The organism is Streptomyces sp. UF-297, assembly GCF_058245575.1.
Genome location: NZ_JBSIBZ010000012.1, coordinates 17,466 through 29,511, shown reverse-complemented (window position 1 = coordinate 29,511; position 12,046 = coordinate 17,466). Strand labels below are relative to the sequence as shown.

Annotated in this window: 9 protein-coding genes and 3 pseudogenes; 9 read left to right on the top strand and 3 right to left on the bottom strand. The window is 67.7% G+C overall.

Annotation, left to right across the window (positions count from 1 at the left end):
* Window positions 1-61: 61 nt before the first annotated feature.
* Both AC4IJH_RS09865 and AC4IJH_RS09860 read left to right on the top strand, forming a co-directional pair.
* The gene (locus AC4IJH_RS09865; protein WP_490851296.1) at window positions 62-481 is read left to right on the top strand and encodes a LysE family transporter; all 420 of its coding nucleotides are present in this window, start codon (window positions 62-64) and stop codon (window positions 479-481) included.
* Window positions 475-963, top strand: a complete 489-nt coding sequence (locus AC4IJH_RS09860) for a GNAT family N-acetyltransferase (protein WP_490851202.1) — start codon at window positions 475-477, stop codon at window positions 961-963. Before AC4IJH_RS09865 ends, AC4IJH_RS09860 begins: the two co-directional genes overlap by 7 nt.
* 108 nt (window positions 964-1,071) lie before the next feature.
* Here AC4IJH_RS09860 and AC4IJH_RS09855 read toward each other — a convergent pair.
* Window positions 1,072-1,917 (bottom strand): annotated as a pseudogene (locus tag AC4IJH_RS09855) (IS256 family transposase); the annotation flags it as partial.
* A 98-nt stretch (window positions 1,918-2,015) separates the two neighbouring features.
* Between AC4IJH_RS09855 and AC4IJH_RS09850 the strand changes: the two are divergent.
* The 3 genes and pseudogenes from AC4IJH_RS09850 (at window position 2,016) to AC4IJH_RS09840 (ending at window position 6,226) form a co-directional block, all read left to right on the top strand.
* Window positions 2,016-3,140 (top strand): annotated as a pseudogene (locus AC4IJH_RS09850) (IS630 family transposase).
* 246 nt (window positions 3,141-3,386) lie between these two features.
* Window positions 3,387-3,503: pseudogene (locus AC4IJH_RS09845) on the top strand (calcium-binding protein); the annotation flags it as partial.
* Between the two features lie 749 nt (window positions 3,504-4,252).
* Entirely contained in the window at window positions 4,253-6,226 is a 1,974-nt protein-coding gene (locus AC4IJH_RS09840) for a serine/threonine-protein kinase (protein WP_490851201.1), read from the top strand.
* A gap of 524 nt (window positions 6,227-6,750) precedes the next feature.
* On the opposite strand, the gene AC4IJH_RS09835 is transcribed toward AC4IJH_RS09840, so the two are convergent.
* Window positions 6,751-7,323, bottom strand: coding sequence for a response regulator (locus AC4IJH_RS09835; RefSeq protein ID WP_490851200.1), 573 nt, complete (start codon window positions 7,321-7,323; stop codon window positions 6,751-6,753).
* A gap of 863 nt (window positions 7,324-8,186) precedes the next feature.
* On the opposite strand from AC4IJH_RS09835, the gene AC4IJH_RS09830 reads away from it, so the two are divergent.
* From AC4IJH_RS09830 to AC4IJH_RS09820, 3 genes are all read left to right on the top strand, one after another.
* Window positions 8,187-8,387, top strand: a complete 201-nt coding sequence (locus tag AC4IJH_RS09830; RefSeq protein WP_490851199.1) for a hypothetical protein — start codon at window positions 8,187-8,189, stop codon at window positions 8,385-8,387.
* A 61-nt stretch (window positions 8,388-8,448) separates the two neighbouring features.
* The gene (locus AC4IJH_RS09825; protein ID WP_490851198.1) at window positions 8,449-8,994 is read left to right on the top strand and encodes a hypothetical protein; all 546 of its coding nucleotides are present in this window, start codon (window positions 8,449-8,451) and stop codon (window positions 8,992-8,994) included.
* A 65-nt stretch (window positions 8,995-9,059) separates the two neighbouring features.
* Window positions 9,060-10,298 carry a hypothetical protein gene (locus AC4IJH_RS09820; RefSeq protein ID WP_490851197.1) on the top strand — a complete coding sequence of 413 codons (1,239 nt, stop codon included), beginning with the start codon at window positions 9,060-9,062 and terminating at the stop codon, window positions 10,296-10,298.
* 412 nt (window positions 10,299-10,710) lie between these two features.
* Here the strand turns inward: AC4IJH_RS09820 and AC4IJH_RS09815 are convergent, their stop codons facing one another.
* Window positions 10,711-10,830, bottom strand: coding sequence for a hypothetical protein (locus tag AC4IJH_RS09815; RefSeq protein WP_490851196.1), 120 nt, complete (start codon window positions 10,828-10,830; stop codon window positions 10,711-10,713).
* 426 nt (window positions 10,831-11,256) lie between these two features.
* Between AC4IJH_RS09815 and AC4IJH_RS09810 the strand changes: the two genes are divergently transcribed.
* On the top strand, window positions 11,257-11,934 hold the full coding sequence (locus tag AC4IJH_RS09810; protein ID WP_490851195.1) for a hypothetical protein: 678 nt from the start codon (window positions 11,257-11,259) through the stop codon (window positions 11,932-11,934).
* Window positions 11,935-12,046: the final 112 nt, after the last annotated feature.

Genomic DNA, 12,046 nt, shown 5'->3' with positions numbered 1-12,046 from the left:
CCGTTCTCGCCAACTTGCCCGCCAGCAGACCCAAAACCGCACTGCGCCATTCCGAACATGCCTGAACCGACGAGCCCCTTCAGGCCGCACGGGTCGAGAACTTGGCCCACATCGGCCGTTCCGCCGCTCGCTGCTGCTCACTCCGCTCAACCCGAAGGCCATCCTGTTCTTCCTCTCCTTCTTCGTGCGGTTCGTGGACCCGTCCTCTCCCCACCCGGCGCTGTCCTTCGGACTGTGCGCGCTCACCTACCAGGTGATCAGCGCGAGTTACGTGACCCTGCTCATCCTCGGAGGTGCGTACCTCGCGGCCCAGTTCCGCCATCGCCGACGGCTGTCGGCCGGACTGACACCTACAGCGACAGCCGTCCTCGCCCGCCGCAGCCGTCTGACGATCCACGGGCGCCTGCTGGTCAGAGCCTGTCGCAGGTGTGAAAAGCGTTGGCGGTCCCACGGCCGTGCCGACATCCTGTGCGCATGCTGATCAGGGAAGCCAACGCCGAGGACTGGCCCGCCATCTGGCCTTTCTTCCACAAGATCGTTGCTGCGGGTGAGACCTTCACGTATCCGACCGATCTCAGCGAGGTGCAGGGCCGCGACTGGTGGCTCCTCTCGCCCCCGAACCGCACGGTCGTCGCAGTAGACGAGGCCGGAACCGTCCTTGGTACGGCAAAGATGAACAACAATCACATGGGCAACGGCTCGCACATCGCGAGCGCCAGCTACATGGTCGACCCGACACACTCCGGGCAGGGCGTGGGCCGGGCGCTGTGCCAGTACACATTGGACTGGGCCCGCGCGGCCGGCTTCCGGGCCATGCAATTCAACGCGGTCGTCGAAACGAACGTCCACGCGGTGGAGCTCTATCGGTCCCTCGGATTCGAGGTCCTGGGCACACTGCCGGAGGGCTTCCGACACCCGGCGCAGGGCTACGTCGGACTGCATATCATGCATCGCAGGCTCTGAGCCGCACCAGAAACACAGACAGCGACAATCCAGGCGTCCCAAGTCCCGCGTCCCGAGTCCCGCGTGCCGGGGTCTGTCCAATCAACGGCTGATCTTGGTTGTTGAGGTTCAGTGGCTGGTGGTGGGGGTGAGGCGGCCCTCGAAGGCGATCTGGAAGGCGTTCAGCGGGGCCTTCCAGCGCATCGTCCAGCGGCGTCGGCCCTTGCCGGTCGGGTCCAGGCTCATCAGCGCCATGTAGACGCACTTCAACGCGGCGGCCTCCGACGGGAAGTGTCCACGGGCCCTCACGGCCTTGCGGATCCGGGCGTTCACGCTCTCAATCGCATTGGTCGAACAGATCACCTTGCGGATCTCGACGTCGAAGGAGAGGAAAGGCACCATCTCGGCCCAGGCGTCGGACCACAGCTTGACCACGGCCGGATACTTAGCGCCCCACTTCTCGGAGAACTCCAGGAACCGCTCGGTCGCAGCGGCTTCACTGGGGGCTGTGTAGACAGGCTTGAGGTCCTTGGCGACCTTGTCCCAGTCCTGCCGGGCGACGTAACGGATGCTGTTCCGGATCAGATGAACTATGCAGGTTTGCACGACAGTTCGAGGCCAGACCGTCTCCACCGCGTCGGGCAGACCCTTCAACCCGTCGCAGACCAGCATGAGGACATCCTCGACGCCGCGGTTGCGGAGCTCGGTGAACACGCTGAGCCAGTGCTTGGCGCCCTCGCCGCCGTCGCCGGCCCAGATGCCGAGAATTTCGCGGGTGCCCTCGACGGTCACGGCCATGGCCATATAGACCGGGCGGTTGGCGACCTGGCCGTCGCGGATCTTCACGTTGATGGCGTCCACGAAGACGACCGGGTAGACGCGGTCGAGCGGACGCGACTGCCATTCCGCCATCCCCTCCATCACCTTGTCCGTGATCGTGGTGATGGTCTGCCTGGACACCTCCGCGCCGTAGACCTAGTGCGTTGACCGCGAACGTTGGCCGGGTGAGGTGTGGTGATCTCGGTTTCCGGTGAGGCGCTGGTCTCTGCCTTATGCCTTGGGAGGGGCCTGCGATGGCCGAGCCGGTACGCGCCCGTCGGCTGACGGACGAGGAGGGACGCACGCTGCAGCACATCGTGCGAAGGGGGCGGCACAGCACGGTCAAGGTCCGCCGTGCGCTGATCATCATGGCGTCGGCGTCGGGGAACACCAACGAGGCGATCGCCGCGCTGGTCGCGGCCGATCCTGACACCGTCCGCGACGTGATCCACGCGTTCAACGAGCGCGGCCTTCAGTGCCTGGACCCGAGGTGGGCCGGGGGCCGTCCGCGCCGGATCACCGCGGACGACGAGGCCTACATCGTCGACGTTGCCCACAAGCGGCCCAAGGCATTGGGCAGGCCCTTCACCCACTGGAGCCTGCGCAAGCTCGCCGACTACCTCAGCCATCCGCCGGCCGGGGTGCGCCAGGTGGCCATCGGCCGCGAGCGGCTGCGGGTGCTGCTGCACCGCCACCGCATCTCCTTCCAGCGCACCCGCACCTGGAAGGAGACGAAAGATCTGGACGCCGACACGAAGCTGGACCGCATCCAGGAGGTGACCCGCCGCTTCGCCGACCGGTGCTTTCGCCTTCGACCAGTTCGGACCGCTCTCGGTCAGGCCCTGCCACGGCACCTGCTGGGCCAGGCGCAAGCACCCCGACCGGCTGCCCGCCACCTACCACCGCACCCACGGCATCCGCTACTTCCACGGCTGCTACAGCCTCGGTGACGACCGCTTGTGGGGTGTGGTGCGCACCCGCAAGGCGCTGACCACACCCTGGCCGCGCTGAAGAGCATCCGTGCCGCCCGCCCCGACGGCGCCCCCATCTACGTCATCCTCGACAACTGGTCCGGCAACAAGACGGCGACGATCCGATCCTGGGCCGCCCGGCACAAGACCGAGCTGTGCCTCACCCCGACCCAGGCATCCTGGGCCAACCCCATCGAGCCGCACTTCGGGCCGCTGCGCGGCTTCGTCCTCGGCAACAGCGACCCACCCAACCACCCCGCCCTCGCCCGCGACCTGCACGCCTACCTGCGCTGGCGCAACCAGCACCGCCGACACCCCCGCGTGCTGGAAGCCCAGCACCGCGAACGCACCCGCATCCGATCCGAACGCCACCACCGATGGGGCCGACCCCACCGCACCACCACCTGATCAACCCACCCGGCACACGTTCGCGGTCAACGCACTAGCGCGACCGCCCGCACGGACCGCAGTCGGAAGAACCGGCGTTCCAAATCCGCTGGGTCCGTGTCCGGGCCGAGCTGCGCGAACAGCCACGACCGCTGAAACTCATCCACCAGACGTTCCCTGCACAAAAACAGGGCGCGGCCCGAAGCCACACGGGGGAATGACTTCGGGCCGCACGCATGACCGTATGGCGAGCCGGCAGACCGGGTCTACGGCGGCGCCGGAGACGACACCCTCAACGTAGGAGCCGGGGACGACACCGCCGACGGAGGCAACAGCAACGACATCTGCCCCGGCACCGAACACCCCACCAGCTGCACCGCATAGACCCACCCGCACCACAGCAACATCACCACTGCAGCCGACCGGCCACCCCGGCTACCGGTAGTCGGCTGCAGCCACGCAATACGCAGACCCTATCCCGTCGTAACCGACGCATAAGCGCGGTCAGCGCCCTGAACTTCCCCACTCCACCAAGGATTTGATCATGTGAGGCGAAGAGCAACCATGGTCGTCTTCAGGAGTTCCCATCAGCGCACGCATGGCGGTTCTTCGGCAACCACTGACAGCGTGTCGGTCAGATCAACGCCCCCGGCGGTCAGGTCCGAGGGCACCCGCTACGCCGTACGACGAGGGCGGGCATCAGCCCACGCCGCGCATCAGACGATCGGCAGGGGGCGCTCACGCCAGAACGCAACCGTTCGATCTGCGTTCGGGCGCCTTGACCTATAGATACGCCGCACAGGCAGCACGACGCTGGTAGGCGTCCAGTTACAGCGACGGTGGTAGGTGTGATGGCTCCAGTCACGACGACAGCGGGTTCGGCACTGGCGGCAGCGACGGCCACCGCGCATGGCAACAGGTCCGCCCCAAGCAGGTCAGTGAAATCTTCGAAAACCGCCGCAACCAGAAATCCAGCACCGAGCGGCGCCGGAGACACATCAAGCTCACCCATCGCCTCGAACTCGACGAGGCCCCCTCGCCGTCCGCGACGGTGACTGTTCGGACGGAAGGCCGGATACCGGGAACAACATGGCATCTTGACAGCGGCCCGGGCCGCAGGGCAGGGGGCATAGGTGGGAGCGTTCGAAGCACTGGAGCCAGAAGACCCCCGGCGTGTTGGCCGCTACCGGATCGTGGCACGACTCGGCTCCGGCGGCATGGGCCAGGTGTACTTGGCGCGCTCCCCCGGCGGGCGCCTGGTCGCGGTAAAGGTCGTACGCCCGGACCTGGCCAGGGACAGCGCATTCCGGCGCCGCTTCGCGCGTGAGGTAGCTGCGGCCCGGCGGGTCAACGGAGCGTTCACCGCGGGCGTGGTCGACGCCGACCCCGACGGAGCCCCGGCGTGGCTGGCCATCGTCTACGTACCCGGCGTCTCCCTGGGCGAGGCGATCGCCAGCCACGGCCCCTGGCCGGCACAGTCAGTCCTCGACCTGGGCGCAGGTCTGACCGAGGCGCTGGAGGCGATCCATGCAGCCGGGGTCGTCCACCGGGACCTCAAACCGTCCAACGTGCTCCTCGCCGCCGATGGCCCAAGAGTGATCGACTTCGGTATCTCGGTAGCCGGGGAGGCCAGCATGCTGACCCACACCGGCATGTCGATCGGCACTCCCGGCTTCATGTCCCCCGAGCAGCTCACCGGCCAGCCGGTCGGACCGGCCAGCGATGTCTTCGCCCTCGGCGCGCTGCTGACCTACACCGCCACCGGAGTCGGCCCGTTCGGCACCGGCACCCCGCACGCCCTGCACTTCCGCGCCGTGTACGAACCGCCCAGCCTGGTCTCGCTCCCATCAGAACTGCGCCCCGTGGTGACCGCCTGCCTGGCCAAACAGCCCGACCAGCGCCCCACCGTGGCCACTCTGCTGGACCAGCTGACCACCGCAGGCGGCAAAGACCACGAGGAGGGGGCACCCGCCATCACGCTGCCGCTCACCGAGCCCGGCTGGATGCCCGACCAGATCGTCCAACTCGTGCGAGAGCGCACCTCCGCCTCCCTCCCCCAAACTCCACCCCCCACTCCGCCGGACAAGCCCCCCGCACCACACGAAGCACCCCTTCCGCCGCCAGCCGAACCACCCCACCCCGCGCCCGCTCCCCCTCCTGCGCCCGAGCTGCATCACGCCCCCACCCAGACCGGAGACCAGCCCGCCCCGGCCCCGGCCCCGCCTGCTCCTGCTCCTGCTCCTGCTCCTGCTCCTGCTCCTGCTCCTGCTCCCAGCGAAAACGACCCGGTGGAGCAGTCGGCGGAAGCGGCCAACCAGGCGCAAAGCCCTACACCGGCCGATCCACTCGATACGTCGGAGCCGAAATCGGAACCTGAGCCCGCACCACGCCGTCGCCAAAAGACGTCACTGGGAGCCGCACTGTCGGTTGCCCTGGCAGCCACAGCAATCGTGGTGCTCGCGATCGTCCTGGACAGACCTGATTCCGACGCTATTGACCCTCCCTCCCCCGACACCGAGCAGACAACACCGTCTCTCGTCTCACCGCCGAGCGAGACAGAGACCGCACAGCTCGAAACCGCAGAGTTCGCCACGCTGCCCCATCCATGCAAAACGCTCTCCGAACAAACGCTTGAACAGCGGGTGCCCAGCATGACGGATGACGGCACAGCCGACGAGGAAACCAATACGACCAGCTACGGCAGTTGCCGGTGGAGCGTTTTGGACAGCGGCCAATTCCGCTTCCTCTCCGTTTCCCTCTGGCGCTATGGCTCCGACACCACCAGCGGCGAGAAGCGCGCTGAGGACGCCTACACGGAGACAATCGCCGATGTCCGGGCAACCGAAAACGCCTGGAACTTCAAGACCGAGCCCGTGTCCGGCATCGGTGATCAGGTAACCGCTATCAGTAGCGACTCGAGGACGACAGGCGAGAGTCACTTCAAAGACGCGACGCTCGTGGTACGTACCGCCAACGTCGTGGTCATGGTCTACGACAGCGGTAGGGGAGCCGAGGGCGAACGCCCTCCAGACTCCGCGGGCGTACTGAGAGACGCCACGACGGCGGCGCAGGAGGTTGTCGAGTCGGTCGCTGATGCGAACCGATAGCCCTCACGAGAGGGGACCGCTGGCAGGAGAGCAGCGATCTGCCGAGCGCGGTCTTCTCGCGGGCACCGTAACGCTGTTGGGAGAGCGCGGTCTGGCCCGGAGAAAGTTGGGGCCGGCGCCCGCCGGCCCGGCCGCGGGCCCGCGCGGCGGCGCTTTCAGGCCTGAGGGCGAGGACTTCATGGTCTTCGACGGCTCCCCGGACTCCGGTCCCTTCGCCTGCCGCCACGGAGACTGACAGCGCGAATGTCCCCGGGCGGCGCGCGCCCCCCGGCCAGCGCCATCGGCCTGCCTGAACGGGCCACGCCAGGCCGCCGATTGCTCCAAGGCGCCAGCCCGTACACAAGGGCGCCATCCATGCCCGGCTTTCCCGGCCGCGCCGCGGCGGGAGGGCCAGGCCGCCTCTGTACCCCATGCGACCGCATCCATGCGAGGCTGCCCATGGATCCGCGCATGCCGTGACCGGCTTCCAGCCCTGGCTCATCCCCCGGGGCCGCGCCCCGTTCCGCCCGGGCGTGCGGCGTCGTTCACCCGGCGCTACGAGCGTGGCGCATGCGTTGCCCAGGTACGCGCTCGGGCCGTGCCCCAGTCGCCGCTGCGATCAACTCCAGCTGCCGTTTCGTCTCCTTGAGCTGCTGGCGCAGCAGGTGCACATCCTGCTCGGCCGCCGCCAACCGCTTTCGCATCAGCCCATCGCGTGCTTCCCAGGACAGCTGCCGATGGTGGATGTCGACCAGGAAGCGCACCTTGGCCCGAAGCGCCCAGGGGTCAACTGGCTTGACCAGATAGTCGACGATCCCCAGCCCATAGCCGCGTGCGGCCCAGTCGATGTTATGGCCCGCGCCACTGATCAAGATGACGGGTACGCGCCGGGTCTGCTCCAGGTGCCTGAGGTAGCGGACCACCTCCAGCCCGTCCATGACCGGCATCACCATGTCCAGGAGTATCGCGGCCACGTCCCCGCGGAGGGCCTCCTTCAGTGCCGCTTCACCGCTGCGGACCAGGACGAGACGCTGCCCCAGGGGCGTCAGGGCCCCCTCCAGGGCCTGCAGAGAGGTTTCCCGGTCGTCCACCAGGATGATCCTTGCCGGGTCCGTCATGACTGTCCCTCACATCGCATTGCGGACCGAACGACCAGCTTAGAGGCAGCCATCGCGCCCAGGCAGCCAAGCGGTCCATCCGCAAAGCACAGAACCGATTCCTCTCCGGATCACCCCTCGGGCCGGCACTCCAGTGCGTCGGGGAAAACCACACGGCCCGGGGCGGATCCGGTGGCGGCCCGCCCCGCATCGGCCAGTACGCCGGCTGGGGACCGGATCGACGCGCAGGCGCTCCCGGCAGCGGGGCCGGTCATCACGAAGGCTCCGGCGGCTGGCGCCGCCCTGATGACGGCGGTTGACGGGATGCGCAGCTAAAGGTGAGGCCGTGTGCCGACCGGCCACGAATTGGCCTTCCTATGCATGGAATTGAAGTTATTCACTTGCCCCGGGAGCATGATTGCGCGATATCGACCACCTTTGGATTTGATATTCCTTTATGAACAATACGGGAATATCCTCGGGCGCGAGCTGATGCCCCGGCCGTGGGGCGGACTGCGGGTGAGGGGGCTGGCGTGAGAGCACGGTTTACCTACGGGGGCGCGGTAGCAGTTCTGTCGGCGGTCCTTGTCGCCGGCTGCGGGGGAAGCGCCCCGCCCGACCCGCCCGAGCCGGATGACTCGCCGAGCGCCTCGGCCAGCACCGAAGACGACTTCTCGCTCCCCCCTGATCCACCGACCGTCCCACCGACCAGCGAACTGCCGCCCCCGCCGGAGCCCTCGCCGCCTGCCCCCTCCGAGCCCGCGCCGCCGGATCCGCCAGCGCCTGCCCCCGGGAGGGTCCCGGAGGAACTGGTCGGGGAATGGGACGGCGACGGAGAGGGCTCAGCACGGGCCACGAAGATCATATTTCTGGCTGAGGGATACGTGGAACTGCACTACAACAACGGAAGGGTTCTGCGCGGGCCGGCAGAGGTGGAAGGTTCAACCATGACGCTCCACATTCCCGGCGGCCCGATGCCCGTCAACAACTGGTCGATCGAACCGTTCGATGCGGGCTATGGATACACATTCGAGAACTTGATGCTCGATGGAGTGAGCTACGTCCGGCAGATCAGCGGGGGATGACGGCCGGATGCTCGCTCCCAGCCCAGCTGAGTGCGAACACCGGCAGGCAGGGGGATGCAGGATGCTCCGGACGCCGTGGACGGTTCTCCGCAGGCTCCTGATAGCCGTACTCGCGTTGGGGGCCGTCGGCGCTGTGGCGGCATGCTCCGCACCGGAGCGTCGGCCCAACACCACGCCCAGTCCCGTCACCAGCACACCCCCCACCCCCACCGCTGACTCCGGGCCGACCGGCACAGGAGCGGTTCCCGGTGAGCTCGTAGGGGCCTGGGAGAGTGCCCAGCCGAATTCGAACACCACACTGGCCTACCGCTTCACCGGCGACGGCCGGTACAAGTACGCGGGGCTGCTGTCCTATCCCTCACCGGAGGGCATCTACAAACTGACGCACATCGCCGAGGGGCACGTGCAGTTCGACGGGCACGAACTCACTCTCCGACCCCGCTCCTCGACCACGACACGAGAAGACCCTGCCTTTCCGGGGGACAACTACACCAACCGGCCGGAGTCACTTGCGCCGCAGACCTACACCTGGAACGTGACGAACGCGGTCCTCACCCTCACCGACACCCGCGGCGGCCGGTTCGTCTTCCAGCGGGCCATGCCGTGACCGGCCCGGTACCGTCCCCTGCCCCTGACTCCGGTCCGGCCCCGGCTCCTCGTCTGCGGTTCAGCGTGCGCCTCCGGGTCCAGATCACTCTGCTAGCCGTCGTCACCCTGGCGACGCTGGCAGCCACGGTGCAGTTCACCCAGGCCGGTGGCGCCTACCAGGAGGCGGTCAGCGAAGACGTCAAACGCCAGGCGGCCGTGCAGGAGGACGTCCGCCATGTCTACGCCGACGAAGCCCCGTCGGCCTTCCGGGTGGCTGCTGCTCAAGCGCGGGCCGACGCCCTGCGGTCCTTGCGGCACGACGGACGGCTGGCCGCCTCCGAGTACGCACTGGCATCCCAGACCGCGTTCGGGCTACGCAGCGCGGCCCGGCCGGACTCCCTCACCGGCAACCATGCCTACTTCACCGCGAACTTGGGGTACGACGTGCCCCGTGCACTGGCAGACCGGCCCACGCGGGCGCCCGAGGCGTACGGGCTTGATCCCGACGCAGGCATGCGGGACGGCGACGCCTGGGTGAACTGGGGGCTGGCCTCGTCCGCCCTCGCAGGCCTGGCTGTTCTGGTGGCCGTCGGTGCCGCGAACGTACTCAGACCGCCCTCGTGGAGACGCCCCGCACCGGCTGGCTACCGCATCGTGCGACAGCCGCAGATCATGCCGCAGCCAGTCTCGGTCCCCGACGATACGCGGCGCCTAGCACGGTTCCACCTCGCAGTGGCAACACTCCTGTTACTGCTTCCGCTCGGGCAGCTGGTTCTTGCCGGCAGCGAGCAGCGGGCCCAGGCAGAAGCAGCCCGCCGGGCGGTGCAGCTCACCACGAGCATCGTGGCCAGCGGCCAGCGGACGGCCTTTCTCGCCAGCAGTCTCCAGGACGCCGAGATCGCCGGCCTCCAGGCGGCTGCACGACTGCGGGCAGCGATCGACTCCACGGGCCCGCGAGATAACATCGGGAGCGAATTCAAGCTGGCCGCCGTCGAAAAGGCGATTGCCGCGCAACTACAGCGTATGGCGCAGTACATGGGCCGCGCCCCGACGTCCGCCGATCGTGTGGATGCGGACACCATAACCGCACTGCGTGCACAGCCGCAGGACTGGCCGGCCATGCGCGATGAGCAGAATCGTCAGGCGGACCGCGCCGAAGACGCAGGGGATAGCGCGCTGTGGCTCGCCACCGCCACCGCGGTCGCCGTCATCGCCGAGTTCCTGATGGCAGCCGTCATCGAGGCAGGCCATCTGGCCTGGCTGCGCTGGCCCTTGGGGATAGCCGCCCTCTCGGTCATCCTGACCGTCATCGCCCTACTCTGATCACTTCAACGGGCCGCCGCGTCCACGTCTGGCTCAGCCGCGCACGCCTCAGCCGAGCCACTCGAGAGTCCGCGGCTCATCGCCGAGACGGCCGCCACAGCAAAGCTGCCCCGCCCCACACCGTCGGCACACTAGGCACAACGCCGCGTGCTGATGACATGGGCTCTCCCTCCTTCGACGCCGCCAAAGCCACGCTCGTCTCCGCCGACGTGAACAACACCGGCGACGCGAAGATCACCATCGCGTGGGGACATCACGTGTTCCCCTCGTGAACTCAAAAGAAGCGGCCCGGCGTTGCCCTACGCCGGGCCGCGGGGCCATCGATGGCGCACAAGCCGCTGCCCGAGTAAAGGCAGTGCTCCCTGGACGGCGGCCCGTAAGCCAGGAGAACCTGCTCGCAGCTGCCTAAAACCTACTTGGCCTGGACGGCATTGAGAAAGGCCTGCCACTGGGCCGATGGGAAAACGAAAGAACCCAGGGCTCGGCCCTTTCCGTCTCCGTCGCCAACGGCTACGCGACCGTTCGCAGTCATCTGCATTTCGACGCACTGCCCCCGTTGTCACTGCTGCAGGAGGACTTACGCCATTCGCCCTCAGGGAGGTCGTACCGCAACATTCGCCGATACCTACCTCTGACGTTACTTCAGATCCCGCGCCGATTGCGAGATCAGCGCCATGGATTGCCGTGCCGGTAGGGCGAATGCGGGGCTGGTAAAACGCTAGCCGGTACCGCTCAACAGCACCACGGCGTCGTCGGCGGACGCTTCCGACCGTATCGAAGTGGAGGGGATGCGGCAGACTGCGGCCGGTCGGCCGGAGCGTACACGCTTCAGGAGTGGGAGCCGCAGGAGGGTACCGCCGGGCGAGCACGCACCCCCACCGCCCGGGAATTCACCAGCAAGTTATAGTCGTCCGCGCCCGCTGGAGCGGGCGATTCCAATCATGGGGGACGACACATTATGCGTACGAAATTCACCGCTCGGGCTGCCGCCTCGGTCGCCGTCCTGGCGCTTGCGCTCACCGCCTGCAACGACCCTGCCACCGAAGTCTCGCCCGTGCCGACGGCACCGCCGTCGGCGCCCAACGGTGAACAGGGCACGGGTGGTTCTCCGGGTGCAAGTGGTGGCGGCGTCGACTCCGGCGACACGGACAAGGCCCCGGCAGCCAAGGGCTTCGACAAGGCCCTCGCCATGAACGAGCCCGCCAGCGCGACCTACAAGGGCAGCGACGGCGCCACCCAGCTGGAGATCAAGCCCACGAAGGTCGAGAAGGGCTCCTGGGACGACTTCAAGGGCTTCGACCTGAAGAGCACCGACACCAAGGGCAAGGTGCCCTACTACGTCGTCATGTCGTACACCTCGAAGGGCGGCGCCGAGCCCTGGATCACCGTCTGGGACGGCAAGCGCGACGCGCTGATCTCCCCGGACCAGGAGGTCGGGCGGCTGACGCTGCTCGACGACTTCGCGAAGTGCCCGAGCGTCGACCCGAACAAGAAGCCCGGTCAGTTCAAGAAGGGCATGACCGAGCACGCCTGCAAGGTGTTCATGGTGCCCGAGAACAAGCCGCTGTACATGCGCTGGGGCATTGGCGGAACCGGCGAGGACGTGAAGCCGATCGTGTGGAAGGTCCTCGACTGACGCGGTCGGTGACACTCAGCTGACGCAGCAACAGGTGCAGCTCTGCGGCAGGTGCGAGACCTCTCGCAGAGCTGCACCTGGTTCGGGTCCTGGGTCGGGTTGCGGCAGTACG